This is a genomic window from uncultured Senegalimassilia sp. (assembly GCF_934630535.1).
Taxonomy (GTDB): domain Bacteria; phylum Actinomycetota; class Coriobacteriia; order Coriobacteriales; family Eggerthellaceae; genus Senegalimassilia.
In genome coordinates, this window is the sequence record NZ_CAKTVU010000007.1 from 1 (window position 1) to 26,258 (window position 26,258).

A 26,258-nucleotide genomic window follows, 5' to 3' on the forward strand; every position below is an offset into this window, starting at 1 on the left:
ATTGTCGGCCTAATCTACGGGAATTGCATGCAGCAGGGGCTCTCAATGTTTTTATGTCCTGCTCATATCGTCTTTGCGCGCGGTCCCGCGCGCGAGGAGAGGCGCGGAATGCGCCGCACGCGCCGTGAAGGCCCGCAGGGGGAATACCCTCTGCGGGCCTGTTTGCGTTTTGATGGGCTTTGGCCCTCCTTCGCCGTCTCGTGAGGAGCGCTGGAGGGATTGCAGCGAGGTTTTCCTTGCGAGCCCTTGCGCGTTTTCGTGCGCCGATCCTGCTCGGGGGCCGGCTTCGGCCGAGCGGCCTGCGCCGGGCGTATCCGCTGCACGCGCCCGGCGCGCCTGGGAACGCGCCGCAAGGCGAGGGCGAGGGCCTGCGCGGGGGGCTGTGGACCCTTCCGCGTCTTCGGAAGAGGTCTTCGCCTTGTGGGAGTCCCTGTGTGCGCCGCTTTGCGAGGGGTGCCGGAGGGTCCGCAGCGAGGTCGCTCGTGCGGGCTCTTTCGTGTTATCGGGGAGGGTTCACCGCATCCGTCCAGTCACGCCTTGTGCGCCGAAATGACCTTGTCGAATAAACATATTGTTTTGCATGCTGTTGTATGCGGTATGACGATAGCCCCGGTTGTGTCGGGGCTACTCTTGTCTCTGGGTATTATTCTAGGTCGATTTCAAGGGAATCTTGGTCATCTAGGTCAGTGGCGTAATCGGTGATTGCATGTTTCGGTTCTTTTGCCGCTTCGGCAAGCAGCTGGTAGGGCAGCGTCGATGCGTCTGACCCCTTTGCATCATTGGCGCTTTCGGGCTCTTTTAGCATTGCAATTCGGTTGTAAAGGGCCGTCGTATTTTCTTGGATTTGCGCATCGATGTGATAATGACCGCAGAACCAGTGCGTGTATGTGAGACGGTCCTGGATTGTTTGGAGCCAATCGGTGTACTCGTCCATTGGGTGGATTTCCAGGCGATCGGTGTGCTTGGAAATGCCTTTTGCGGCAAAGGTTGGGGCGCAATGGGTGATTACGAGATCGCAATTCCAACCTGCTTGATCAAGCGTTTCAATCGCAGTTGCGCGCTCTTGCTCGTTGGGCACCTCTTCGGTGAACCATGTTTCTCCCAGGACCCGGTGCTCTCTATCGTATTCGCTTGAAGCTGCACCGCCCATGGTGAAGATGCGATACCCGTCGATGTCGAACATCTGACCACGTTGGAGGTGAAACACGCTGTTGGCAACCTGATGCACTCTTCCCCCGTTCCACGTGGTTTCGGGTAGGCTGTTCAGCAAAGCGAAACCCTCGTGATTTCCGTCTACGAACAAGGTTGTGAACGGTCTGGCATCAAGCCAGCGGAGCCAATATTGCTCGCTTGCCGTGTTGTTCCACACAAGCCCGAAGTCGCCGCATACGATCACGTAATCGTCTTTGGTTAATCCCGTGGTGTCGAAGCAGCTTTCTGAGATTTTTGCGATGTCATATGAGGCATGGATATCGCCCGTTACGAAAATGCTCATAAGGCGAATCCGCTTCTAGAACAGAGAGGGCGTTTGCGCGGCTGGTGCCGGCTGTGCGGTTTTTGCTTTGCGCGTGGAGCGAGCCGGCTTCATCTGCTTGATTTCCTCAAGCTCGTTTTGCATCGATTCGCTGCGCTCGAGCAGCTTTTCGAGCTTCTCCGCAAAATCGGACAGCTGCAGTGCCACGCTGGTTTCTTCCTCTACGTAGCGCTGAAGCGCTTCCGTGATTGCCGCTGTTCGCGTGATGCCGCGTTTACTGGCAACCTCGTCTACCGTTTCGGCTAACTTTCGATCTACCCATGCGGCAAGCTGACGCTTGTCTTGACTGTGCTCCACTGCCATAGCTTGTTCTCCTGATGCTGTGTTTGTGTAGTGTGATTAAGCTATGGCATCAGTATAGCCGGTATAAGCCGGTTACCGCTATGAATTCATTCTATTCATTATCGGGAAACGGATTGCTGCTGCTCATGCCTTGCTTTGCTCGGTTTCTTGCGATCGCGGGCATGCAAAACTTCGATCACCCGGAGAGTTAGTTGCCTCGAGTCGATGATGTTGTGTCAGGGCTTGTGCCGGCCGAGGTGCATTACTAGTTCATGGAGAAGTTGCTATGGCAGGTGATGAAGTCGGGTTAGAGCCGGGCGATGCCCGCTATAGGCTCATAGAGACGGTGCTGGCTGCTTTGGCGGCCGGCTGCTTGACCATGGGCTCGGATTCCCATATGGCTAATCCTGGGTGCAAGTTAGAGGAGGCGATGACGGCTGTCAGAGGGCGTCCGATGACTTGGTCTTGATATGACTCCAGGCCGGCCGATGTCGAGTGCGCATTTGTAGAAGTGGCAAAGGTCGCCAAGGTGGGCGATAGCTTGGCTATCGAATAGGCTCATCGGGTTTCGTCTCGGTGGGCCTGGGGAATCGATTCGCATGTTGCGAAAGCGGTCCTCGGACTGCTGGCTTGTCGTTTCGGTGATAGGGTTGCAAGGTTTGGCGGTGCGGTTTGCAAGATGCCGACAAGGGTTGCGCAAGATGGCGGCGTCATGCTGGTTTGCGAAGTGATTTGCGCTTGAAAGGAAACCGGTTATGGCAACCATGAACATATGCTTATCCCATGATGCGGCATTTCGCTGGCTTGTGCGGAATCGCAATCCTCGCATTACGGGGAATAGGACCACGGCAAGGGTGCTGCCCTGTGCGTCGCCTTTTGTTTCGGAGAGCAGGGCGCTGCGCTCGCTTTTGGGTATTGAAGATGGCAAGCTTGAAGTGCTCGTGCGGACTTCGGCCGGTAGACGTGATGGCGATTGCCTGCGGTCCCATTATTCGGGAAACGCGTATCCGGCCGGATCGTTTGTGAAGGTTCCCGTTAAGGGGTTCGGCGCGGTTTGCTGCTCGTCTCCTGAGCTGGCGTTTTTGCAGATCGCGGTCAAGCATACCCTGTTGGAAACGGTGTATATGGGCTATGCGCTCTGCTCGTCGTATCGCATCGATGCCGATGCCGAAAACGGGATCGCCTTGCGGGAGGGCGATGACGAGCCGCTGACGTCGGTTTCTAGAATCGGTCAGTATCTGGCGAAGGTTGATGGCGCTTATGGGACGGCGAAGGCACGCCGTGCGCTTGCCTATGTGCGCGATGGCTCCATTTCGCCGACGGAATCTGCGATGGCGATGGCCTTGAGCATGCCGCGGCGCTTCGGCGGGTTTGCGGCGGGGGATGTGGTGCTTGGCGAGAACGTTGCGGGAAGAGGCTGTTTGCTGGCTGCTGAGGGCTCGGGCGGGTCCGGCAGTATGCTGACCGTGCGTTCGACGAGCCGGCGGCGCGATGTGGCGGCGTTGAACATCTCGCTGCCCGGTGGAATTGGCGGGCGAAGGGCGAACGGCCTTTCTTGTGACATCGATGGCCCGGAGGACCCCGAGGAACTTCCTGCGGCAGCGTTTTGCGCGCAACAGGGCGGTGCTTCATTCGACAGGGGAAGCGAGGCAGCGGGTGCGAAGGACGACTGCAGGTCAAAGACAGCGGTTCGGGAGGCGGGTGGAGAGGTTGCGGTATCGCATAACGGGCGTGGCGGGCTGCGGCGTCGTGCGATATTGGTGCGTCCCGAACAGGTGGCTGAATTCGATGCTTATGTGCAGCTGTGCGAGAAGGTTGCAAGGAGGATGCGTCGTCGAAGCGTGCCGAGGGGCGGTTTTGCGGAATCTCGTGAACTTCAGGAAGCAGGAGCGTGTCAGGGGACGGGTATGTACGAGGAAGCGGGTGGATTGCCGGCATTCGAGAACGAAGCCGAGGCTAAGCAGCGGGCGAAAGAAGCTCGTCAGCTTGCGAGGAGGGTTGAACTCTGGCAAACGCTCGTCTGCTTCAGCGCGTTTCGCCAAAGCGAAACGGGTAGTAGCGTGAACGTATTCGATCCTCCCTCTGATCGCGTCTGCGCGCGTAGAGGGGAGGGCGAAGACCTGCCTCGGGAGTAACCTGGCCTTTCCGCCGATGGGGTCGGCGGCCTCGATACCGGGAGGGCGACATGTTGATGGGTGAGCATGTTCGACCCTATCGGCGAATCCCGCGTGCGAATAGCAAGAAGGACGATATCGCGATGCGCGAACGCATCCGACTCTTCTGCCGGCGCGTTAGCCGGTGCAAAGAGGGGCCGCCTTTGATGTGCGATCGCATTCGAGTCATCCGTCGTTTGCGTTGACGAAGGGACACGACGTAGCAGCGTATGAGCATACTTCGCTTCTTATGCTGATCGCGTCGGTGGTTGATGGTTGGGAGGGCGGAGTCCTGATATGCGAGCGTGCTCGATCTCCTGGGGATTGCGTTGACGAATGCCTGCCGGAAGCTCGATGCGTGAACGTGCTCGACGCTTCCGGCAATCGTGTTGGCAGATAGGTTGCTTTCTGAATAAAGCATATCCCGGTGCCAGGAATTACCGATGATGGGAAGGCTTGGGTCGTTATAATAAGCAGCGCTAGAGATACTGATGATGGAACATGATAAAAGGCAGCATTATGGATACCGTAGATAACATCTTCACGCAGGCCCGTCAGACGGGCGCGCAGCCGGTTTCGTTCGAGATCTTCCCGCCGAAGGGCGAGTTGAGCATGGATTCGGCGCGCACGATCGCGCAGGACCTTGCGAAGCTCGATCCTGCGTTCATCAGCGTGACCTATTCGGCGGGTGGCAGCGGCAACAAGCAAGCCACCGCCGAAATCGCCGCCATGATCCAAGACGATCATGGTGTTCCCGCTGTGGCGCACCTGACCTGCGCCGGAGCATCGCATCAGTCGATTTCGGCGGCTATCGCCGACATGAAGGACCGCGGCATCCGCAACGTGCTGGCGTTGCGCGGCGATCTGCCGGAGGGCTATGAGCCCGGCGATTTCCTGTATGCCAAGGACCTCATCCCGGTGTTGGCGGATGCCGGCTTTTGCGTGGGAGCCGCGGCGTATCCCGAGGGCCATATCGATTGCGATTCGCTTCGCTTGAATGTGGAGCATCTGAAGCAGAAGCAGGATGCAGGGGCAAGCTTCCTGGTCACGCAGCTGTTCTTCGATAACGATTGCTTCTATCGCTTCCGCGAAGGGGCGGAGGCTGCCGGTATCACGGTGCCGATTACCGCGGGCATCATGCCGTTTATGAGCAAAGCGCAGATCCAGCGCATGGTGTTCATGTGCGGGGCGTCGCTTCCGAGCCCCATCATCAAGCTGCTTGCGCGATATGAGGACGACCCGGCAAGCCTGCGCCAGGCCGGCATCGAATACGCGTGCCGCCAGCTGACCGATCTGCAGGCGCATGGCGTCGATGGGCTGCATGTGTACACCATGAACAACCCCGAAATCGCCCGTGCCGCCTCGTGCGCGCTGAAGGTGGCATTGGTTTCGTGATGGTGCGGTATGGGCGCCTTGGCGTAGCGGGCGTGCCCGATGCGCGGCTCGATCGCAGCGAGGCGCTGAGATATCTGGGATATACGGGTCAGCAGGTCGATCAGGCGCTGCTGACCCGTTTCAATAAGCTGGCCGACGAGTGCGAGAAGGCTATCAAGCCCGTATTCGCTTGGAGCGTCTTCGATATCGACGAGAAGCTGACGCGCTGGGAAGCGCCGGAGCCTGAGGCGACGGGTGCGCTTAACGCATGCGATGCGGCGTCGGATGCGGCAGAGAACTGCAGCGCGGTATCAGGTGCGGAAGCCGAATGCGGGAACGGGTTCGTGCCTCAAGTGGCACTGGAGGGCTGCGGTCTTGTCCTCGAGGGCAATAGCATCGCCGAGCATTTGCACGGGGCTTGCAAGGTTGCGCTGATGGCGTGCACGCTCGGCGCCGTCAGCGAGCGTGAGATGCGAAAACATGAGGCGATCAGCGTGGCGGACGGCGTGATGTTCGGAGCTTGCTGCTCTGCGTTTGTCGAGGCTGCCGCCAACGTCACGGAAGGCCTTATCGTCAGCTTCGCCCGTGATATGGGTCTGACGACGAACTGGCGCTTCAGCCCCGGTTACGGAGACTTGCCGTTAAGCGCTCAGCCGGCGTTTTTGAAGGCGCTTGATGCGAGCCGGCGCTTGGGTATCGCGGTTACGTCGACGAACATGCTCGTTCCGGTGAAAAGCGTCACCGCCGTGCTAGGATTGTTCGAAAAACCCGCTGATGGCGGCGAAGCGCGCGTTGATGCCTGCGCGATATGTCGTTTGAGGGATGGTTGCGAGTTAAGGAAACGAGGGGTTACCTGCCATGGGTGAGAGCGTGTGCGCGCACAAGGAGCTGACCGGCGGTTGGGCGAAGGCGGCGAAACTGCCCGTGCCCGACCTGTCGGGGCTTGCCATCAAAGACGAGCATTTGAAACGAGCGCTGCTTGGGCAGGATTTCCTGGTGGTGGACGGTGCCATGGGCACGCAGCTGCAGGAGCGGGGCCTTGCCGATGCGGGGCAGATTCCCGAGCTGCTCAACTTCTCGCATCCCGACGACATCGCGGCTATCCATAAGGCCTATGTCGATGCAGGTGCCGAGGTCATCACTACGAACACGTTCGGGGCGAACCGGTTGAAGCTAGAAGGCGCCGCAAGTGTTGAAGAGGTGTATCGTGCGGCTGCCGAATGCGCCCGTGCCGCCGGCGCTCCCTATATCGCCGGCGACGTCGGTCCGACGGGCGCGCTTTTGGAACCGATGGGAACCATGAGCTTCGAGGAGGCCTACGACCTGTTCGCCGAGCAGGTGCGCGCCGTTGCCGCCGCCGGCTGCGATGTGGTGCTGATCGAGACCATGGCCGACTTGCGCGAGGCGAAGGCGGCGCTGCTGGCTGCTCAGGAAAACTGCGATCTGCCGGTGTTCGCCACCATGACCTTCGGCGAGGATGGGCGCACGTTTTTGGGCACGTCGCCGGAGGTGGCCGCAGAGGTGCTTTCGGGCATGGGCGCGCATGCCGTGGGTTTGAACTGTTCGCTTGGCCCGGCGGAGCTATTGGGCGCCGCGCAGGATATGGCGCATCGCTCGCGATGCCCGTTGATGGTGCAGCCCAACGCAGGCCTGCCGCGCGTGCAGGACGGGGTCACCGTGTTCGACGTGTCGCCCGAGGATTTCGCCGCCGCCATGGAGGGCATGCTTGATGCAGGCGCCTCGATCATCGGCGGGTGCTGCGGCACATCGCCGGAATACACGCGCCAGCTTCGTCGTATGGCGGATACCCGTCGCGCGCCGACGCCGCGCGCTTATGAGCCCGCTTGCGTGCTGTGCAGCGCCCAGGAGGCCGTGGTGCTTCCGGTGGGCGTGCCCCGCATCGCCGTGATCGGCGAACGTATCAACCCTACGGGCAAGCCTAAGCTTAAGGCCGCGCTGCGTGCGAGCGACCTGGATTACCTGGTAGGGGAGGCTGTTTCCCAGCAGGAGCTGGGCGCCGACGTGCTCGACGTCAACGTGGGCCTTCCCGAGCTTGACGAGCCTGCTGTGCTGGCCGCTGCGGTGGACAAGCTTTCCTCCACGGTCACGTTGCCGTTGGTGGTGGACTCGTCCGACCCGGTGGCGGTGGAGGCTGCGGTGCGCGGTTACGCGGGCAAGCCGCTTATCAACAGCGTCAACGGCAAGCAGGAGAGCTTGGAGGCCGTGCTTCCCATCGTGAAACGCTACGGGTGCGCCGTCATCGGCCTCGCCCTTGACGAAGAGGGCATTCCGCCAACGGCAGAGGGGCGTTTCGCCGTTGCCGAGCGGATCGTGGAAGCTGCCGAACGTTACGGCATTCCGCGAACCGATGTGGTCATCGACTGCCTGACCATGGCGTGCGCGACCAATCAGTCGGAGGCGCTTGAGATCTTGCGCGCCGTGAACATGGTGAAGGAACGCCTGGGCGTGCGCACGGCGCTCGGTGTATCCAACATCAGCTTCGGCCTGCCGCAGCGCAACATGGTGAACTCGACCTTTCTGGCCGCCGCGTTCGGGTGCGGGCTGGACATGCCCATTTTGAACCCGAAGGCGAAGCGCTACACCGATACGGTGAACACGTTTAGGGTGCTGAACTGCCAAGATACCGGCGCCGTCGAGTTCATCGGGGAGTATGCCGACGCCGCGGACCCGTATATGGCAGGCGCGGCGGGTGCGGGTGCCGCCGTGGGCGCTGCGGAGGCGGCGCAACCTTTGGGGGCTGCTGACGCGGTCGTGGAGTGCCCGGTGGCGGTTCCTGAGACGCTTTCGGACGCCTCCGATGCCGTGCGCGACATGGTGCATCTCATCCTGACGGGTCGAAAGGGCCCGATGGGCCTGGCAACCGAGGCGTTGCTGGAAGGTCACAACCCGCTCGACCTGGTCAACGGCGTGTTCGTCCCCGCGCTCGATGTGGTGGGGCAGAAGTTCGACAAGGGCGAGTTCTTCCTTCCGCAGCTGATGGCTTCCGCCGAGGCGGTGAAGGTGGGATTCGACGTGGTCAAGGCGCGCATGGGCGATTCTGCCGATGATGGCATGGGGTCGAACGCCATCGCGGTGGCCACGGTGAAGGGCGACATTCACGACATCGGCAAGAACATCGTCAAAATGCTGCTGGAGAACTATGGCTTTCGAGTGGTCGACCTTGGCCGCGACGTCGAGCCAGAGGAAGTGCTGCGCGTGGCAAGCGAGCAGGGCATCCGTTTGGTCGGGCTTTCGGCGCTGATGACCACCACGGTTCGCGCCATGGAGCAGACGGTGGAGCTTCTGCATGAGAAGCTGCCGGGCTGCAAGGTGATGGTGGGCGGAGCGGTTTTGACGCCCGAGTACGCCGAGCAGATCGGTGCCGACTATTACGCGAAGGACGCCGCGGAATCGGCGCGCATCGCCGAGCGCTTCTTCGCCGAACAGGGTTAGCGCGGCCGGCGCTGTCGCGGCTTGGCGGTTACCGGCTTCGACCTGATCTGCCGTGCTGGTATGAGAAAGCCTGCATGCTCTTTTGGGCATGCAGGCTTTCGTGGTTTTCGGGATGTTGCCGGGATGAGGGGACGATTGCGTCCCGGGCGATGTTTCGCGACCGAACGTTATCCGATGCCGCCGAGCACGATGCCCAGGATGATGACGATAGCCGTGAGCGGGACGAACAGATAGCGTCCCATGAACTCGAACCATGCGCCTACGGGCTTCTCTCGTCCCATCTGAGCCTGTTTTGCGGCGAAACCCTTGGGGCATACCCAGAAGAACATCACGGCCGCTATAAGGGCTCCCAGCGGGATCGCGTAGATGCTGACGGCATCCATCCAGGCGCTGACCGCATCGCCGTTCTCGATGAAGGCGCCGACGCCCATGGAAACCGCCGCCACGATGGCCACGGCGGCCCAGCGGGGGAGGCGCGCCTGCTGCTGCAGGGCCTCGATGGGCGGCTCGTAGAGGTTCACCAGGCTGGTGATGGCGGCGCAGGCTACGGCCAGGAAGAACACGAAGCAGAACAGCCCGCCGAAGGGCATCTCCCGGAACACCTGCGGAAGCACGATGAATAGAAGCGGGGGGCCTGCTTGGGTGTCGGCTCCGAACGCGAACACGGCCGGCACCACCACCATGGCCGACAAAACCGCGGCCAGCGTGCTGAACACCACGACGTTGCGCGCTGACGAAACCACGTTCACGTCCTTCTTCAGGTAGCTGCCGTACACCAGCGTGCCGCCGCCTGCCAGCGAGAGCCCGAAGAACGCCTGTCCAAGCGCAAGCACCCAGGTTTGCGGGTTGGCGAGCGCCTCCCAGCGCGGCATGAACAGGTACGCATAGCCGTCAAACGCGCCCGGCAACATGGCGACGCGCACGAGCAACACGCAGAACAGGACGAAGAACAGCGGCATCATGACTTTGTTCAGGCGTTCGATGCCGCGCGAGATGCCTAAGATCATGACGGCTAGGGTGATGATGAGCGCCGCGGCGTGCCAGCCGATGCTTCCGAAATCGCCGGTGATCTGGCCGAAGTATCCGCCCATGTCCGGTTGGGTGAGCAAGGTTCCGGTTGCGGCGGCGAACAGGTATTTGAGGAACCACCCCAAAACGACGGTGTAGCCGATGGCGATGCCGAGCGCGGCAAGGACGGGCACGATGCCGATGACTTTGCCGATGCGCGTTGCGTGGGGCGTGCCCCTGAGCTCGAGGGCTTTGCCGAATGCGCCCATGGGGCCGCATCCCATAGCGCGGCCGAACGACATCTCGCCGACCACGCCGGTAAGGCCGAGGAGCACCACGAAGAACAGGTAAGGGATAAGGAAGGCCGCTCCGCCAAGCTGCGAGACGCGATACGGGAACAGCCAGATACCCGATAGGCCTACGGCCGATCCGATGCAGGCGATGATGAAGGCGGTGCGAGAGGTGAACGAGTCGCGGGTTTGCGAATCGCCGGATGCAGTCTGCGCCATGGGTTCCCCTTTCCGTGGCAATAAAAAAGCCGCCCTTAAGGCGGCTGTTGAATTTGGTGGAGCCTAGGGGGATCGAACCCCTGACCTCATGGCTGCCAGCCATGCGCTCTCCCAGCTGAGCTAAGGCCCCGAATCAGGTGCGTTGACTATTATACGGAAACCGTTTTAGCGCGCAACCCCCTATTTTGAAATTTTTTCGGCCAGGTTTTTAGGCGGGGCGGGTGCTTGACTCGCAGGCTCGGCTGGGTGCTTCGCTTTGCCATCGGACATAGCCGGGGTGCGTGAACAGGGGACGGAGGAACCTTTCGTGTGGTCGGGGTGAGTGGCGGATTGGATTTGACTTCGCGTGTTTTTGCGCTTGAGGTGCGATTGCAGATGTGGAGGGATCGAAACGCGAGGAAATAAAAAAGGTTCGGCGAATGCCGAACCTAGAAAATTTGGTGGAGCCTAGGGGGATCGAACCCCTGACCTCATGGCTGCCAGCCATGCGCTCTCCCAGCTGAGCTAAGGCCCCGAATCAGGTGCGTTGACTATTATACGGAAACCGTTTTAGCGCGCAACCCCCTATTTTGAAATTTTTTCGGCATAGTTTTTGGGCTGGTCGTGCTTGATTCGCAGCCTTATCCGAACACTTCGATTTCGTTATCGAACTCAGCCGGACATGTACGGCTGAGTCTGGGAAAGTGCCTTTCCGGAGACGAGGGAGCAGGTCCGTCTCCTGTTCGCCCTGTTCGGTTCGTGTGGTTGAGATCGGTGAATCCTCTTCTGGCGGCTAGCGATAACAGGTTGCGGTCATGCGGGCTACCTTGCGGCCCGTGTTGTCGGACACGTCCACCGTGTAAAAGCCAAGCTTCCTTCCCGACTTGTCGACGTTGCATTCGGCGATGAGCTTGTCGCCCTTGGCCCCGCTGAGAAACTCGATGGTGTTGCTTACCGAGACCGTGGGCTGCTCGTTTACGTTGCAGGCGATGGCCAGGCAGAAGTCGGCAAGGGTGAATATCGCCCCGCCCATGACGCCGCCTTGGGCGTTGTAGTGGATCTGCTCGAGCGGCATCTCGCAAACGGCGTGGCCGCGGGCTGCTTCGACGACGGTGCAGCCTGCAACCTCCGTGGCGAACTTGTCGTTGGCGAAGAATTCGCGGACCTGATCGATGGTGGGGTTTTCGGGGAGCATGGGCGTCCTTTCGTTCGATGGCGAAAACAGTTGCGCCCTCCGAAGCCTGCCGGAGGGCGCGTGAATCCGATGTCGGTTATTCAGCTGGCGTTGCGATGGTGCCGAACAGCTCCAGCCATTCACCGTCTTCCACGGTGATGGTTTGCGTGCCGCCGCGCAGCAGGGGCTTGGAGTCGGTGATGGAATCATCGTCGAAGTCCAGGTCCTTCATGACGTAGGCGGCATAGTCCTGCGAGGCGTTGTGCGGCGCGTCCGGGCTGACGGTGATGGTGTAGGTCCCGGCGGGGATGTCCTGGCCGACGCGGTACAGGCCGCTGGCGTAGGGCGCCTGCGGTTGGAAATCGGCTTGCTCCGCGGGAATCATCAGCATGCTTTTGGCGCTGGGCATGAACACGACCACCTGGCCTTTTTCAAGCTCGGCGAAGTAATTGCCCGTGTAGGTGACCGCCGTGCTCATGCTGTAAGTTCCCGATCCCTCGGGGGCGAACAGGTAGCATTCCGACTCGGTGGACGGATTTCCCTGGAGGAAGTACAGGCCCTCGTCGATGTCGCGGCCTACCACGTACACGCCCGGGGTGGCCTTGCCCTCATCGTCGATATCGCAGGGCAGGTCGCCTGCCGCCTCCTTGATGTCGGAGAGCGTGAACCCGCCGTAGTAATCGCTATCGGGCAGGTCGTCGGGGTCGTAGCCGTACGGCAAGTCGTCAAAGTCGAACGAATGCACGCCATCGGCGCGGCTGTGAAGCGAATCGGCTACCATGCCTACCGTGGCGAAGCCTACGCATCCGCCAAGCCCCATGAGAAACGCCAGCGCGCAGCCCAAAAGCACCCAGGGCCACTTTTTCGCCGGCTTCGGCGCGACGGCGGCATAGGGGTTTGCGGGCGGCTGCGGTGCGCCGTAAGCAGGTTGCGCATAGGGCGCCTGCGGGGGAACGGCGTATCCGGAAGGCTGCTGAGTGGCCTGTTGGTCGTTGCCGGGCGCCTGCGGGCGGTTATCAGGGGTTTCGGACTGTTCGCCTTGCGGGGGCGTTTGTTGAGCAGATTCGTAGGGATTGAAATCGGGATTGTTGCGAGGCTGGTTCATGGAAGCGCTCCTAACGGTTTGTTCCCGGCTATCTTAGCACGCAGCCTCGGAGACAGGCTTGGTTGTTAACGTGATGGCATTGCGGGGGCATGCCGACTCGCACAAGCCGCAGCCTATGCAGTAGCGCCAATCGAGGGAAAGCGTGCCGTCTTGGGCGTCGGGCAGTAGCGCTCCGGTAGGGCAGGCTCGGGTGCAGCGCAGGCACCCCTCGCAGGCGTCGGCGTTGATTTCGGGCAGGGAAAGATCGACCCGCGCCGCCATATCGGGCTGGGCGTCGAGCGCTTGCAGCAGCAGGTTGCGCGACGTTCCCATGGCGCGGCGGACGCGCCCGTGCGGCGCGAACTTGTTGAATTGCGTGCCGTTTCCCAGGTCGAGCCGTTGATGGGCGGCAAGCCGCTCGTTTTGCTCGCGCAGCGTCTGCAGGCGCGCGTCGGTGCGTTCGCGCATGGTGCCCGATGCGGCATCCTTGAGCTGCGAGAACATGTCGGTGAACAGGCTGCGGCGGTCCCCATCGGCGCCGGCGTTGGCAAGGCCGGCGAGCAGGCCCTCGTCAGCCGCCTGGGGCAGCGACGCCGCGAACCCGACGTTGCGCTGCGTCCATTCCTCGGCTTGGGCGATGCGTTCGGCGTAGAGGCATTGCGCAGGTCCGCCCGCCTTCGCGCAGGTTTCGCAGCGCTCCATGTCGATGGCCACCTGCACATCGGTCCCTTCGGCCAACAGCGCGGCCCACAGCTCGGCCGGCAGCATGGCCAAGCAGGGGAGCACCACCACGTTGCTTGCGGGGTCGTCTTCGTCCGAGATGTTTTCGGCGCAGGTGAGGATTGCCGGCCGTGCGCCCATGGCGGCTCGCCGCGCGCCGGCATGGGCTTGCGTGAGCGTATAGCTTGTGGAGGCGAACGCGTCGCACGTTCCCTGGCAGATGCCGCACAGCGAGCAAGCCGCCTCGTCTACGACGGGCGGCTTTCCCTCGGGAAAGGACAGGGCGCCTTTCGGGCACGCTTCGCCGCAGCGCGTGCAATCGGCGCCTCGGGTGCGTATGCACAGATCCCGCAGCACGAGGATGCGCTGCGGGATCTGAAACGGCTGTTGTTCGCTGGTTTCGGTCAACAGGTGCCTTCCGTGCTCAGGCTATGCGCCGAAGACCTGCTCGGTGACCTGGTCGATGCGGGCGAGCACGTCTGCGCGCGGCATAAGCTCGATGGACTCGAACAGCGGCGGGGAGACCATGTTGCCGCACACGGCCACGCGCAGCGGCTGCAGCACGAACTTCAGCTTCATGTCCATGCTGTCGCCCAGCTCGCGGCAGGCGGCCTCAAGGCCGGCGGCTTCCCAGGGGCGGGACTCGTCGGCCAGGATGGCGCGGCAGTTGGCCAGGGCCTCGTCGGCGCGGGCGCCTTCTTTGAGCAGCACCTTCTTCACCGACTTCTCGTCCAGCTCGGCGACGTTGGCGCCCCAGAACATGTAGGCGAGCTTCGCCGGCACCTCGTCAAGGCGCTGCAGGCGCTCGGAGACCAGCGGGTAGAGCTTGGCGTACCATTCCGGGTGCGCGTCGATGTCAGCCTCGGACGCGCCGGCCTGCACGAGCCACGGGCGGCTTGCGGCAACCCACTCGTCGGCGCCCATGCGCTGGATGTACTGGCCGTTCATCCACTCGAGCTTGGTCTGGTCGAAGATGGCGTCCTTCTTCGTGATGCGGTCCAGGCTGAACTTGGAGCACAGGGTCTCGCGGTCGATGATGGTGGTCTCGCCGTCAAGGCTCCAGCCCAGCAGCGCCAGGAAGTTCACCATGGTGTCGGGCAGGAAGCCGTTGTCGCGGAACTCCTCGACGCTGGCGGCGCCGTGGCGCTTGGAGAGCTTGTGGCCGTCGGAGCCCAAGATCATGGACAGGTGCGCGAAGGTGGGCACGTCGTAGCCGAGGGCTTCGTAGATGAGGATCTGGCGCGGGGTGTTGGACAGGTGGTCGTCGCCGCGGATGACGTGCGTGATGCCCATGTTGGCGTCGTCGCAGACCACGGCGAAGTTGTAGGTGGGCGTGCCGTCGGTGCGCACGACGATCATGTCGTCCATGACGTCGGCGGGGAAGGACATGTGGCCGTAGACGGCGTCGTCGAACTCGATGGGGCCGTGCTCGAGCGGCACCTTCAGGCGCCACACGTGCGGCTCGCCGGCCTCGATGCGGCGGACGGCCTCGGCGGGGTCGATGTCGCGGCACGTGCGGTCGTAGCCGGCGTAGCCGCCCTCTTCGGCCTCGGCCTTCGCGCGCTTGGCGTCAAGCTCGTCTTTCGTGCAGAAGCACGGGTAGACCATGCCGCGCTCCTTCAGGCGCTCAAGCGCTGCGGCATAGGTGTCGAAGCGCTGGGTCTGGAAGTACGGGCCGCACTCGCCGCCGACCTCGGGGCCCTCGTCCCAGTCAAGGCCGAGCCACTTCATGGCGTTCAGGATGACCTGCGTGTTCTCCTCGGTGGAACGGGTGGGATCGGTGTCCTCGATGCGCAGGATGAAGGTGCCGCCGCAAGCGCGGGCGAACGCCCAGTTGTAGATGGCCGTGCGGGCGCCGCCGACGTGCAGCTTGCCCGTGGGGGAAGGCGCGAAGCGGACGCGCACCGGTTTGCTCTCAGTCATGTTGCTTATGTCCTAACGTAAAACCAATAAGTACAGCAAGTATAGACAGGCCGCAGGTAACTGCAAGCCAGATGCCGCCCATGCCCATCCAAAAAGCGGTTGGGTACAAGGTGATGAGCAGGCTGTCGTAGGGAAACGTCCAGGTTCCCGCCTGGAAGAACAGGCTGTGGAAGGCGGCGAACAGCCCGTCGAAGTCGATGGCCGCCCATGCCCCGAGCGCGCAAAACGCCGCGAGCACCAAGCCGCCGCCCGCCATGAGCGTGCGCCCGAGCGCGCGCCGGCCAATGCGTACCGCCACGTGAGCAAGGCCCGCGATGCATAACGCGGCCACGATAGCGAGAGCGGGCTTGGCTACGCATGCCACGCGGTAGACGTCGTCCAGGTGGCTTATCGCGTCAGCGGGCAGGCTGCGGGCGGCGCTCTCCCTGGTCGACGCGCTGGCGCGCCCGTCGGCTTCGGCGGCGGCGTTGGCCTCGGCGATGGCGGCGTCGAGTTTTTCGCGGTCGTTATCGTCGAAGGTGTAGCGCTTGCCGGCTATGGCCATGGAGGCCAGCTCATCGGCGGTGAACGGGGTGTCGGGCTGGTCGCAGCCGGAGTATGCGCGCGATAGCGTGGCAGTGGCCGCGTCGGGGATGGCGACGGCGGCGTAGCCGGCGCCGATGAGCGCCACGGCCAGCAGCAGCGCGCTGCCGAAGGCGACGATTCCGTTGAACAATCGGGTCATGTGATAGGGGCCTCGCAGGTCTCGGGGATGAAACACCCGCGGCCCCCGCGTCTTGGGACTTGGGGGCCGCGGAAAGCGCCGGAGGGGTGCGTTCTAGTCGACCCAGATGGTGGCGCAGGTGATGCCCTTCATGGGCTTGGAGATGGTGGGGTAGGGCCCTAAGCGGCTGAAGATGCCCTGGAACGTGCCGTTGTAGCAGTACAGGCCCTCCAGGTTGTTGTACAGCACCGGCTCGCGTTGCACCTGGTCATCGGCCAGGTCGGCGATGCCGTCGTCGGGCGTGAGGATCTGCGTTTTGAACGGCGTGATGTAGCGCTGCACCAGAAACGGCGCGCCGGCGGCGCCGTTGGCGAACTTCGCGATGATCTGCTCCCATTGCTCCTGCGTTTGGAAGCAGCCCGCGTACACGTCGGCCGCGCCATAGGCGTCGGTGGGCTTGATGATCCAGGCGTCCTTGTCGGCGCGGATGGCGTCCAGGTCGACTTCCTTCTCGTCGAGGTAGCGAGTCTGCGGGACGGTGCGCTCCACGAACGCGATCTCCTCGGGCGTCAAAAACGCCTGTGTGGCAGGGTTGAACAGCGCCTCGAAGATCTGCTTGTCGTGAACGATATGGCCGGCGAAGCTGCCGATGAGCGCCACCTTCTGCGCTTTGACGGCCTCGATGAGCGCCTGCGATTCGTCCCAGAACTCCAGCACGTCGTTGGTGACGCAGCGGCGCCAGATGGCGTGGACGGGCTGGCCCTCCTTGTCGCGCAGCACTTCGCCGTCGAAGGTCAGATCGCGCACGTCGCACACCGTGCAGGGGTGGCCGGCGTCGGTGAAGCGCTTGGCGAACAGGTGGAACTCGTCGACCACGCCGTTTTGCAGGTAGTCGCAGATGGCGAAGCGGGGGTTGTCCACGCGATGCTCGTAGGTGGCGTAGATGGCGGCGAACTCGCGCACCCACGCGTCGAACAGCTCGCAGCCTTCCACGTGATGACGGCGCGCGAACTCTTTGAAGGTGGCCGTTTGCTCCACCGAATGCGTGATCTCGCGGTTCTCGTTCATGCCCGAGCTGCCGTCGCCGTTGAACTCGCAAAACGCCACGTCGCCGGTGTTCTCGTCCAGGAAGATGTCGAAGCGGGCGAAGGGCAGCAGCGCGTCGTAGCCGCGCGGGACCAAGATGAGCTCTGCCAAGCGCGGGTCGTAGTCGAAGATCTTGCGGTACTCGGCGTCGTCGAGGTAGCGCTGCATGACCTTGCACAGGATGCGGTGCGTGGTTTCCACCACCTCGCGCATGACCTGGCGCGATGCGGCGTCGTAGAGCTTCGGAACGAAGCTGGTGGACACCACGCGATGGTGCACGATGGCCGTGGAGGAGTCCATGTAGGCGCGCGCGGCACGGCGGCCGGGGATGTCGCCGTCAAGGGATTCGGCGATATCGATGTACTCCCGGGTATAGGCGGCGTTCTTGAAAACGGGCTGGTCGGCAGGCTGGGGTGCGGTATGCGTCATGCGTCCTCTTTTCCCGATCGGGTTGGTTTTCGCCCAGTGTAGCAAACGGGGCGGCGCGTGGATGCGGTACGGCTGGGAACCCTTCGATACGCCCATATACCGCGTGGGCGCAAGCAGCCACGTTCGCGTCTTTTCCCGCTGATGGCGAAGAGAAATTTGCCGTAGTGAAGATATTGTGATGCAAGGTAACCCTAAGCTAACAATAGTATTCGCTCCTATAGAGCTAGCCCGAGAAAACTAAAGGGACTCGGCGGCGTGCCCGTCCGAGAAGTTCAAAGGAGCGAAACGGTGGGGAACCATATAAGAAAGCCGGTGGTCGCTGGTGCGGCTATCGCGCTGTCCCTAGCATGCGCGGCGCCCGCGACTGCCGGCGCAGAAGCGTCGTCGGTCGTCGATTGGGCGCATCTGTTCGGCGATGCCGGTAGTAACACTGCCTCCACGATTTGCGATAGCGTGAACCAGACCCAGCGCTTAGGCAACGGCGGCTTCGTGGCCGCCGCCACCTTCGATGCGCCGAAGGGTAGCGTGCAGGAGCATGCGAAGGGCAGTCGGGATGCTGTGCTCGTGCGCTACGACGCCGATGGCGGCGAGCTGTGGCGCGGTTGGGTGGAAGGCGAGGAGGCCGACCTGTTCAATAGCTTGACCGAGGCCGATGACGGCGGCTTCGTGGCGGTCGGCGCCACGAAATCGACGCAGTTCGACCTGGAGGGCAAAAGCCGCGGCGGGCAAGACGGCCTGCTTGCGAAGTTCGACGCCGAGGGCAACCTGGTGAAGACGGCGACGTTCGGCGGAAGCGACAAGGACGTGCTGCAGCGCATCACGCCCGCCGTCGACGGGGGCTTCATCGTGGTCGGGTCGTCGACGTCCTCGGACGGCGATATGCAGGCCACGGGAAAGACCGGCACAGACGCCGACGCCGTCATCGCGAAGTACGACGACGATTTGAACCTGGTGTGGGTCACTCGCGTGGGCGGCACGAAGATGGAGGGCCAGCTCCTGCAGTCCGACGAGTTCTCCGCCGTCGTGCAGATGCAGGATGCCACCGCGCTCGACGATATGGGCAACAGCGTCTCGGTGTCCGCGGGTTATCTGGCGGTAGGTAAGACCAACGCGAACAACGGCAACCTTGACGGCCAGAACAAGGGCGATAACGACGTGCTCGTTGCCAAGATCGCCGCCGACGGCTCCGTCGAGTGGACGAAATCTTACGGCGGCGCGGGCAAGGACGAGGCCGCAAGCGTTTCGCGCGTCATCTCCACGATGTCTTCGGCCGACGAGGGCCATGGGACTATCGACAACGGCTTCATCATCGCGGGAACGACCAAGTCCGCCGACGGCGACTTCGGCGTGCGCGATGCGGCTGATTCCGATTCGGCCGGTTTCGTGATGCGCATCGGCGCGACGGGCAACGTCATCTGGTCGAACCTGATTGAGGACAGCGAGGCCGTCACCGCCGATGGGGTCGTGACGACGCTTGACGGCTATATCGTCGCGGGCACCCATAAAGCCGCGGACAACGATTTCACTGGCACGCAAACGTTCGGCAAGAAGGATGCCTACGCGGCCCATTTCTCCACCGACGGCGCGCGCTTGGGCATCGAAACGTTCGGCGGCAACGACGATGACACGGCGAAGGGCTTGTCCGTGAGCGGCACCGACGACTTGCTGGTCTGCGGCACCACGAAATCCGACGACGGCGTCTTCGCCGGGCGGGCGGGCAGGATCGACGGGTTCGTCGCCAGCCTGAACGCCGAAAAGCTCACGACGCACGCCGAGGAGACCACGCTCGTTCCGGTGAGCGCGCTGCATGCGACCAAGGACGAGGCGTCGATGATGGCCCCGATGCTGTACGCCGACGCCTACGTGCAGCGCACGGGCGAGCAGTACACGGTGACGGTGTACTTCCAGCGCGCCACTATCATGGGTTCAGAGGTCACGCCGTCGTTTTTGGGCGATGTCACCTACGACCGCGGCGATGGCGTCATGGTGGACGCGCTTTCCGATTCCTATGACCCCTCGACGCGCGTGAAGACCACGACCATCCGGGTCAAAAGCCTTGACAAGCCCATCCATATCCATATCGACAACGCCATGGGCGATGTGCGCCTGTCGTTCGACCCCGCGAACGCCCGCGTGACCGACACGCCGCCGTATTTCGCCCCGGTCGAGGTGACGCTGCCCGACTTCCCCTATACGTGGAAGACGACGTTCGGCGGCTCGAGCGCCGAGTATGCGGCCGACTCCACCGTGCTTGCCGACGGCACGCTGGCCACGGTGGGGCAGACGTACAGCTTCGACGGCGATGTGGAGGGCTTGCAGCGCGGCCCGTCGAACGCGTACGTGAACATCCGCGACGCGGCGGGCAACTCGCTTAAGACCATCGAGCTGGGCGGGCTGGAGAACAATTACCTGGCGTACGCGGCAAGCGTCGACGCGGCGTCGGACGGCGGGTTCTTCCTGTGCGGCGGCTTCACCACCGCCGATGGCACGCCGAAGGGCGATTTCGCCTCGCTTGATCGCGATGGGGCGGTGTTCGGGCAGACCGACGCCTTCGTGACGCGCTTTTCCGCCGATGGTACCGTGGCTTGGATGCGCGGCTTGACCGGTTCGGGCCATGACCAGGCGAAAGCCGTGAAGGCGACTTCCGACGGCGGTTGCGTGGCCCTGTTCGAGACCTCTTCCCATGATGGCGACCTGACCGACTTGAACCGCGGCATCTTCAACTTGATCGTGGTCAAATACGATGCGTCGGGCAACGCCGAATGGACGCGCACCATCGGCGGCAGGAACCTTGAATCGAGCGATTTCGGCATCGATATCCTTGCGAACGGCAATTACGTGGTCGCGGGCATCAAGTCCTCCTACACCGAAGACTTCGCCGACGCACCTTATTACGGCAACACGTTCGACCTGTTCGCAACCGAGATCAGCGCGGCTGACGGGATCAGCGTGTGGCTCAACACCTACGGCGGCGAGTCCAACGAGTACTTCAACGGCGTGACGGCAACCTCCGACGGCGGGTTCATCATGCTCGGCAAGACGAAATCCTCCTCCGATACGTTCGCAGGATTCTCCGGATACGAGAACTCCTACATTATGAAGCTCGGCGCTACCGGCAAGGTCGAGTGGGTCGATGGCCTGAAGAGCTCGGAGTCCAACGAGGCGGAGCGCGCCGTGGAGCTTGACGACCGGTACGTGGTCATCGGCAACAGCAACGGGACCGACTTCGATTTCAAGGACCTGAACAAGGGCTCGAGCGACGTGTACGTGGCGCAGTACGACAAGGCGGGAAAGCGCCTGTCGCTTGACGTCGTGGGCGGTTCCGCCGGCGATTACGCGGCGCAGATCACGGCGATTAACGGCTATCAGCTGAACCTGCTCATGTACGGAGACTCCAACGACGGCGATTTCGCAGGCCTGTCAAAGGGCGATTCCGATGCGCTGCTTTTGACCTACGACTGGCGCGAGGCGGCGGGCGACCCCTCGGCGCTTGCCGCGCTCGCGGCGCAGGCAGCTCAGCTGTCCCAGGCGGATTGGACGCGGGATAGCTGGCAGATCCTGACCGCCAAGTTGGAGGCGGCGAACACGTTGCTCGCCGCGTCTTACGCCACGAAGGCCCAGTACGACCAGGCGGCCGCCGAGCTGCAGCTGGCCATGGACGGCCTGGCGAAAGTGGTCGATCGCTCGGGATTGGAGGCGGCCGTCGAGCAGGCGGGCGCGCTCGCGAACGATGGGTGGACGGCCGATACCTGGAACGCGTTGCAGGCGAAGATCGCAGCGGGCAAGGCGCTTTTGGAGGACGGCGCGGCCACGCAAAAGCAGCTCGACCAGGCGGAGAAGGGAATCCGCGACGCCATGGGCGCCCTGAAGAAGGCCGATGCTGATGGCGGCGGCTCTACCGACGGTGACCAGGCTTCCGGTGTCGACGGCGATCAGGGGCAGAGCGGTGCTGGCAAGACCGACGATGGTGCTCAGAAGAACGCTGTTGCCCCCGCCGGCTCCGGGAGCGCGACCGCCGGCAAGGCCGGGGCATCCGCAAGCTTGGCTGCGACTGGGGATGCTGCAGGCGTGGTTGCCGGCACGGCCGGCGTGGCGGCTATCGTGGCCGCGGCTACGGCCTTGGGCGCGCGTCTGAGGCGCCGTGCGCTGAAGGGCCGCCGCTAAAGGCCGGTTATGGAGCCTTCCCCTTCTTACTCATGCTAGTTAAGCTGGGCCCGTCCGCCGATGCGCAGGGCGGGCCCGTCGCTCATCGGCGGGAGGCCGGCTTCGTCACCGGGGTTCGCGTGTTTAAATATATGGTTATTCCACGAGCGTGGCGAAAATGGCATGCAACAAAATGATGCCCGTGTGGTACTATTCGCAGCTAGCATAAACGCGGGCGGCGCGCACCGTCCGAACATATCCGTTTATCAAGAGTCGGGGGAGAGGGTTGGCTCGCAGATCCCGACACCAACCTGGCGCAAAAGCGCCAAGGTGGTCCGGCCGACAACGATGAAGGAGGAACATCAATGGCCAACGCGCATTCTTCTTACCTGTTCACGTCCGAGTCCGTCACCGAGGGTCATCCCGATAAGGTGTGCGACCAGATTTCCGACGCCGTGCTCGATGCCATCCTGGAAAAGGAGATCGAGCTGTCCGGGCAGGGCTACGTTTCCCCGTCCGGCCAACCTGCCGACCCCACGCAGGTTCGCTGCGCCTGCGAGACCATGGCCACCACGGGCATGATCATCGTTGCCGGCGAGATCCGCACCCAGGCCTACGTCGACGTGCCCGCGCTCGCGCGCGAGGTGCTGCGCGAGATCGGCTACGATCGCGCGAAGTACGGCTTCGACTGCGATACCTGCGGCGTGCTCAACGCCATCCACGACCAAAGCCCCGATATCGCCCAGGGCGTCGATGAGAGCTACGAGGCCCAGCACGGCCAGGCGGGTGACGACCCCTACGAGAAGGTCGGCGCCGGCGACCAGGGCATGATGTTCGGCTACGCTTGCGACGAGACGTCCACGCTCATGCCCATGCCCATCTACCTGGCACAGCGCATGGCCGAGCAGTTGGCCGCGGTGCGCAAGGACGGCACCATGCCCTACCTGCGTCCCGACGGCAAGACCCAGGTCTCGGTCCGCTACACCGACGACAAGCCCGTCAACGTGGAGAAGGTCGTGGTTTCCACGCAGCATTCCGAGGAGATCTCCACCGAGCAGCTGCGCGCCGAGATCGAGGCCAACGTCATCCGCCCCGTGCTCGAGCGCGAGGGCGTGGAGCTTGCCCCCAACGCTGGCATCCACATCAACCCCACTGGCCGCTTCGTCATCGGCGGCCCCATGGGCGACTGCGGCTTGACCGGCCGTAAGATCATCGTCGACACCTACGGCGGCATGGGCCGTCACGGCGGCGGCGCATTCAGCGGCAAGGATTGCACGAAGGTCGACCGCTCCGCGGCCTACGCCGCCCGCTGGGTTGCCAAGAACGTGGTTGCCGCGGGTCTGGCGCATCGTTGCGAGGTGCAGGTGGCCTACGCTATCGGCATGGCCCGCCCCGTGTCGGTCATGGTCGACACGTTCGGCACCGAGTGCGTGCCCGTGGCCGATATCGAGCGCGCCATCGGCGAGGTGTTCGATCTGCGCCCCGGTGCCATCATCGACGATTTGGACTTGCGCCGCCCCATTTACCGCAAGACGGCCGCCTATGGCCACTTCGGCCGCGAGCTTCCCGAGTTCACCTGGGAAGCCACCGGCCGTGCGGACGCGCTGCGCAAGGCCTGCGGCCTGGAGTAAGTGTTTCCGGCCCCCTTCGGCAGAAGGGCGAGGCGCGTGACTGGCTTGCGACGATTGCGGCGTATGCTGGGAAACGACGCCGGGCCGGGATCAGCCGGGGTGCTCGCTGCGGAAGGCGGCGGGCGCGATCGGTGCTTCAAAGGAGGGAAAGCCCGCTGGAAGCGAGCGCGGCATAGCCTGGGGTTCCGGGCTATTCCAAGCGCTTGCCCGGCGGGCTTTTCTATGTTGCGGATTTGCTGTGGGGCGGCCGCCGTGGGGACGCTCGCCGTGCAGGTGCGTGCGGACGTTGCTTCGCCTTCATTATTAAACGGGCGCGGTGCCGATTGGCATTTGGGACTGACGGGAGGGGTTGCTGCGTGCTCGCAATCGGTTCCCGAAAAGCGTATATCTGTTCGCCTTTTCGAAGACTTTCCGCGAAACGCTGGTATACTGGTGCGCTATGAAACTGGCATCTGTGATCTTGGACATACCTACGCAGGCGCTCGATGCGCCTTATACCTATGCAGTCCCCGAGGAGGGGCTGTTCGCCGCCGCATGCGAAGGCGCGGGCGATTGCGACGACGGTCCGCTCGGGCGCGATTTCGCCATCTCGGTGGGTTGCGCGGTGCTGGTGCCGTTCGGTCACCGGCGCGCCGTGGGCTTCGTGGTGTCGCTCGGCGAATACGGGCAGCCCGGCGGGCCGCAGTGGCCGCAGGGCATCGATGCGGGCAAGCTCAAGGCGATCGAGCGCGCCGTCAGCCAGCCGTACTTCGACGAAGAGGGCGCTGCGTGCGCCCAGTGGCTCTCCGAACGCTATATTGCGCCGTTGTCGGCGTGCGTGCGCTTGTTCACGCCGCCCGGCGGCGTGCCGCGCATGGTGCACGGGCGCGATGGCCGTTGGCGCCTCGAGCAGCCCGCGGTCGGCCAGGTCGACGATCGCTGGGTGGTCGCTGGCTCGGCGTTTTCCGAGTTCACACCCCGCGCAAACGCCGTCAAGCAGGTCGCGGTCATGGAGGCGTTGCGCGGCGGGCAGCTGCGCGTCAGCGAGCTAACTGCGCAAATGGGCTCGGTGTCTTCCACGCTTAAGGCCTTGGAGGCGAAGGGCGCGGTCGTCATCGAGCATCGTCGCCGTATGCGCGGGTTTTCCGAAGACGCGGCGCGCATCGCGCAGCGCGCGGTTTCGGGTGCTTTCGGGGGCGTGGCTGGCGAAGAGGCGGTCGGCTTCGGGGAGGCCGCTGGCGGGGGCGTCGTCGAGGAGGGAGCCGCCGGCTTCGCGACGGCTTGCGAAGGCCATGCAGGGCAGTCGTGCGCCGACGATACCGACCTGGCGGTCGGCGGCGAAAACGTAGCGCATGCTCCCTCGCCGAAGCCGCAGCTCACTCCGGGCCAAGCGCAGGCGCTTAGCGCGATAGCCGCCGCCTGCGATGCCGCCGACGGTCATGTGGTGCTCGTCGACGGCGTCACGGGCTCGGGCAAGACCGAGGTATATCTGCAGGCCATTGAGCGGGTCCTGGCGCAGGGCCGCACGGCGTGCGTGCTCGTGCCCGAGATCTCGCTTACCCCGCAGACGGTAGGGCGTTTCCGCGGCCGCTTCGGCGATACCGTGGCGGTCATGCATTCGCGCATGTCTGCCGGTGAGCGCTACGACCAATGGGATTTCATACGCAGCGGCGCGGCCCGTGTGGTGGTGGGCGCCCGCAGCGCCCTGTTCACCCCGCTTGCCAACGTGGGCCTCTACGTCATCGACGAGGAACACGAGGGCAGCTACAAGCAGGACAGCGCGCCGCGCTACCATGCGCGCGAGGTCGCGTGCTGGATGGCCCGTCGCAGCGGCGCTGCGGTAGTGCTCGGCAGCGCCACGCCCTCGATCGAGGCGCTTTACCGGTGCGCGAAGCATCCGCGCTGGACCCAGGTTCTCCTGCCTGAGCGCGCCAACGGCAGACCGATGCCCGACATCCGCGTGGTGGACATGGCGCGCGAGTTCGCCGAAGGTTCTCGTTCCATGTTCTCGGCCGCCCTTACGCGCGCCTTGCAAGAGGAGCTTTCGCAGGGGCGCAAAGCGGTGCTTCTGCTCAACCAGCGCGGTTTCGCGAAGTTCTTGCTGTGCCGCGAATGCGGCTTCGTGCCAAAATGCCCGCACTGCGATACGTCGCTCACCTACCATGAGCGCGGCAACTTCTTGGCGTGCCACCATTGCGGCTACCGGCAGGCGTCGCCGGCGGTGTGCCCGGAGTGCTCGAGCCCCTATCTGAAGAAGTTCGGCGCAGGAACGCAGCGCGTCGAAGACGAGCTGCGCTGCGTGCTCGACGCCATGCCCGGGGTGGGGGCGGGCGTGCCCATCATCCGCATGGATGCCGACACTACCGGCGGGAAGGGAGCGCACGAGCGCCTGCTCGAGCAGTTCGCGGCGGCGCAGGCCGCGGTGCTTCTGGGTACGCAGATGATTGCGAAGGGCCTTGACTTCGACGACGTCACGCTGGTGGGGGTCATTAATGCCGACACGCAGCTGCAGCTGCCCGATTTCCGCGCCCACGAGCGCACGTTCGACCTGATCGAGCAGGTGGCCGGCCGTGCCGGCCGCGCGCAGCTGCCCGGGCGCGTGCTCGTGCAGACCTACGAGGCCGATGCCGCGCCCATCCGCGCCGCGGCGCGCTACGACCGTGCGCTGTTCTTGCGAGACGAGCTGCCCAAGCGCAAGATGCTCGGGTACCCGCCGTACGTGCGCATGGCAAACGTGTTGGTATGGGGCGCCCACGAGGCCGACGTGGCGGCGCTCGCCCGCGAGCTTGCGGGCGAGCTTGCCGAGCAGGCGCGCGCGTTCGGCGGCGACGGGTGGAGCGTGCTGCCGGCAACCCCGTGCGTGCTGGCGAAGCTGCGCAACACGTATCGCTGGCACGTGGTGGTCAAGTGCCCCGCCGACGCCGACGTGTCCGCGGTGCTGCTGCCGGTGTTCCGCCGCCGCAAGGCTGACAAGTGGGTGAACGTCGCCGTGGACGTCGATCCCGATGACTTGCTCTGACGTGGGGATTATGCTATCTTAATTTGATGCATATTTGCGCCCATTTGCGGAATGGCAATAGGCGCGTTTTTTATC

At 63.6% G+C, this 26,258-nt stretch carries 16 protein-coding genes, 2 tRNA genes and 1 riboswitch; of the genes, 7 read left to right on the forward strand and 11 right to left on the reverse strand.

Annotation, left to right across the window (positions count from 1 at the left end):
• Positions 1–643: 643 nt before the first annotated feature.
• Positions 644–1,495, reverse strand: a complete 852-nt coding sequence (locus tag Q0D52_RS05490; protein WP_294380732.1) for a metallophosphoesterase — start codon at positions 1,493–1,495, stop codon at positions 644–646.
• Positions 1,496–1,510: 15 nt separating this feature from the next.
• The gene (locus Q0D52_RS05495) at positions 1,511–1,837 is read right to left on the reverse strand and encodes a ribbon-helix-helix protein, CopG family (protein WP_294361572.1); all 327 of its coding nucleotides are present in this window, start codon (positions 1,835–1,837) and stop codon (positions 1,511–1,513) included.
• Positions 1,838–2,838: 1,001 nt separating this feature from the next.
• On the opposite strand from Q0D52_RS05495, the gene Q0D52_RS05500 reads away from it, so the two are divergent.
• The 4 genes from Q0D52_RS05500 to Q0D52_RS05515 all read left to right on the forward strand — a co-directional run bounded on the left by Q0D52_RS05500 (position 2,839) and on the right by Q0D52_RS05515 (position 8,796).
• The gene (locus Q0D52_RS05500) at positions 2,839–3,951 is read left to right on the forward strand and encodes a hypothetical protein (RefSeq protein ID WP_294380734.1); all 1,113 of its coding nucleotides are present in this window, start codon (positions 2,839–2,841) and stop codon (positions 3,949–3,951) included.
• A gap of 537 nt (positions 3,952–4,488) precedes the next feature.
• Positions 4,489–5,364, forward strand: coding sequence for a methylenetetrahydrofolate reductase (locus Q0D52_RS05505; RefSeq protein ID WP_294380736.1), 876 nt, complete (start codon positions 4,489–4,491; stop codon positions 5,362–5,364).
• Complete coding sequence (locus tag Q0D52_RS05510; protein WP_294380739.1) at positions 5,361–6,209, forward strand: hypothetical protein; 849 nt, start codon at positions 5,361–5,363, stop codon at positions 6,207–6,209. Before Q0D52_RS05505 ends, Q0D52_RS05510 begins: the two co-directional genes overlap by 4 nt.
• The gene (locus tag Q0D52_RS05515) at positions 6,202–8,796 is read left to right on the forward strand and encodes a homocysteine S-methyltransferase family protein (protein ID WP_294380742.1); all 2,595 of its coding nucleotides are present in this window, start codon (positions 6,202–6,204) and stop codon (positions 8,794–8,796) included. The genes Q0D52_RS05510 and Q0D52_RS05515 overlap by 8 nt, the downstream gene beginning before the upstream one ends.
• Before the next feature lie 167 nt (positions 8,797–8,963).
• Here the strand turns inward: Q0D52_RS05515 and Q0D52_RS05520 are convergent, their stop codons facing one another.
• The 9 genes from Q0D52_RS05520 to Q0D52_RS05560 form a co-directional block, all read right to left on the reverse strand.
• On the reverse strand, positions 8,964–10,313 hold the full coding sequence (locus Q0D52_RS05520; RefSeq protein ID WP_294380744.1) for a sodium-dependent transporter: 1,350 nt from the start codon (positions 10,311–10,313) through the stop codon (positions 8,964–8,966).
• A 54-nt stretch (positions 10,314–10,367) separates the two neighbouring features.
• Positions 10,368–10,443, reverse strand: a tRNA-Ala gene (locus Q0D52_RS05525).
• Between the two features lie 308 nt (positions 10,444–10,751).
• Positions 10,752–10,827: transfer RNA gene (locus Q0D52_RS05530), tRNA-Ala, on the reverse strand.
• Positions 10,828–11,085: 258 nt separating this feature from the next.
• Positions 11,086–11,487 (reverse strand): PaaI family thioesterase, encoded by a 402-nt coding sequence (locus Q0D52_RS05535; protein WP_294380745.1) that lies wholly within the window; start codon positions 11,485–11,487, stop codon positions 11,086–11,088.
• 76 nt (positions 11,488–11,563) lie between these two features.
• Entirely contained in the window at positions 11,564–12,571 is a 1,008-nt protein-coding gene (locus Q0D52_RS05540) for a hypothetical protein (RefSeq protein WP_294380747.1), read from the reverse strand.
• 33 nt (positions 12,572–12,604) lie between these two features.
• Positions 12,605–13,678 (reverse strand): 4Fe-4S binding protein, encoded by a 1,074-nt coding sequence (locus Q0D52_RS05545; protein ID WP_294380749.1) that lies wholly within the window; start codon positions 13,676–13,678, stop codon positions 12,605–12,607.
• 21 nt (positions 13,679–13,699) lie between these two features.
• Complete coding sequence (gene gltX / locus Q0D52_RS05550) at positions 13,700–15,193, reverse strand: glutamate--tRNA ligase (protein WP_294380750.1); 1,494 nt, start codon at positions 15,191–15,193, stop codon at positions 13,700–13,702.
• Positions 15,186–15,917: a DUF1461 domain-containing protein gene (locus Q0D52_RS05555; RefSeq protein WP_294380752.1), complete on the reverse strand. Its 732-nt coding sequence runs from the start codon at positions 15,915–15,917 to the stop codon at positions 15,186–15,188. The genes gltX and Q0D52_RS05555 overlap by 8 nt, the downstream gene beginning before the upstream one ends.
• Before the next feature lie 93 nt (positions 15,918–16,010).
• Positions 16,011–17,411 (reverse strand): hypothetical protein, encoded by a 1,401-nt coding sequence (locus tag Q0D52_RS05560; RefSeq protein WP_294380754.1) that lies wholly within the window; start codon positions 17,409–17,411, stop codon positions 16,011–16,013.
• A gap of 288 nt (positions 17,412–17,699) precedes the next feature.
• On the opposite strand from Q0D52_RS05560, the gene Q0D52_RS05565 reads away from it, so the two are divergent.
• The 3 genes from Q0D52_RS05565 (at position 17,700) to priA (ending at position 26,183) form a co-directional block, all read left to right on the forward strand.
• Entirely contained in the window at positions 17,700–21,575 is a 3,876-nt protein-coding gene (locus tag Q0D52_RS05565; protein WP_294380756.1) for a hypothetical protein, read from the forward strand.
• A gap of 239 nt (positions 21,576–21,814) precedes the next feature.
• Positions 21,815–21,909: riboswitch (SAM riboswitch) on the forward strand.
• 10 nt (positions 21,910–21,919) lie between these two features.
• Positions 21,920–23,185 (forward strand): methionine adenosyltransferase, encoded by a 1,266-nt coding sequence (gene metK / locus Q0D52_RS05570; protein WP_294380757.1) that lies wholly within the window; start codon positions 21,920–21,922, stop codon positions 23,183–23,185.
• Between the two features lie 439 nt (positions 23,186–23,624).
• Positions 23,625–26,183 (forward strand): primosomal protein N', encoded by a 2,559-nt coding sequence (priA, locus tag Q0D52_RS05575; protein WP_294380761.1) that lies wholly within the window; start codon positions 23,625–23,627, stop codon positions 26,181–26,183.
• Positions 26,184–26,258 lie beyond the last annotated feature (75 nt).

What these genes read in the sequence shown, in the direction of transcription:
- gltX (WP_294380750.1), bottom strand. Translation starts at nt 15,193, where the DNA reads ATGACTGAGAGCAAACCGGTGCGCGTCCGCTTCGCGCCTTCCCCCACG.
- Q0D52_RS05515 (WP_294380742.1), top strand. Translation starts at nt 6,202, where the DNA reads ATGGGTGAGAGCGTGTGCGCGCACAAGGAGCTGACCGGCGGTTGGGCG.
- Q0D52_RS05490 (WP_294380732.1), bottom strand. Translation starts at nt 1,495, where the DNA reads ATGAGCATTTTCGTAACGGGCGATATCCATGCCTCATATGACATCGCA.
- Q0D52_RS05505 (WP_294380736.1), top strand. Translation starts at nt 4,489, where the DNA reads ATGGATACCGTAGATAACATCTTCACGCAGGCCCGTCAGACGGGCGCG.
- priA (WP_294380761.1), top strand. Translation starts at nt 23,625, where the DNA reads ATGAAACTGGCATCTGTGATCTTGGACATACCTACGCAGGCGCTCGAT.
- Q0D52_RS05520 (WP_294380744.1), bottom strand. Translation starts at nt 10,313, where the DNA reads ATGGCGCAGACTGCATCCGGCGATTCGCAAACCCGCGACTCGTTCACC.
- Q0D52_RS05495 (WP_294361572.1), bottom strand. Translation starts at nt 1,837, where the DNA reads ATGGCAGTGGAGCACAGTCAAGACAAGCGTCAGCTTGCCGCATGGGTA.
- Q0D52_RS05540 (WP_294380747.1), bottom strand. Translation starts at nt 12,571, where the DNA reads ATGAACCAGCCTCGCAACAATCCCGATTTCAATCCCTACGAATCTGCT.
- Q0D52_RS05535 (WP_294380745.1), bottom strand. Translation starts at nt 11,487, where the DNA reads ATGCTCCCCGAAAACCCCACCATCGATCAGGTCCGCGAATTCTTCGCC.
- metK (WP_294380757.1), top strand. Translation starts at nt 21,920, where the DNA reads ATGGCCAACGCGCATTCTTCTTACCTGTTCACGTCCGAGTCCGTCACC.
- Q0D52_RS05560 (WP_294380754.1), bottom strand. Translation starts at nt 17,411, where the DNA reads ATGACGCATACCGCACCCCAGCCTGCCGACCAGCCCGTTTTCAAGAAC.
- Q0D52_RS05555 (WP_294380752.1), bottom strand. Translation starts at nt 15,917, where the DNA reads ATGACCCGATTGTTCAACGGAATCGTCGCCTTCGGCAGCGCGCTGCTG.